Genomic DNA, 292 nt, shown 5'->3' on the forward strand with positions numbered 1-292 from the left:
CTCGCAGTTCGAGTGGATCGCGGCGCTCGCGCCGAACGGCCTGCACATCCCGTTCCTGATCATCGTGCCGATCGCGATGGCGCTGGCGGCGACCTTCGGGATCCTGCTCGGCGCGCCGACGCTGCGCCTGCGCGGCGACTACCTGGCGATCGTGACGCTCGGCTTCGGTGAAATCGTCCGGATCTTCATGAACAACCTCGACCGTCCGGTGAACATCACCAACGGCCCGAAGGGGATCACGGGCATCGATCCGGTGCACGTCGGCGGCTTCAACCTGTCGCAGACGCACTCG

General features: G+C 66.4%; 1 protein-coding gene. It reads left to right on the forward strand.

The window, feature by feature from the left end; all coding sequences use genetic code 11:
• Window positions 1–292, forward strand: a 292-nt coding sequence (locus U4012_RS35725; RefSeq protein ID WP_415750434.1) for an ABC transporter permease subunit, incomplete at both ends; no start/stop codon positions are given.

It is taken from the genome of Burkholderia sp. BCC1988, from assembly GCF_905339895.1.
GTDB lineage: Bacteria > Pseudomonadota > Gammaproteobacteria > Burkholderiales > Burkholderiaceae > Burkholderia.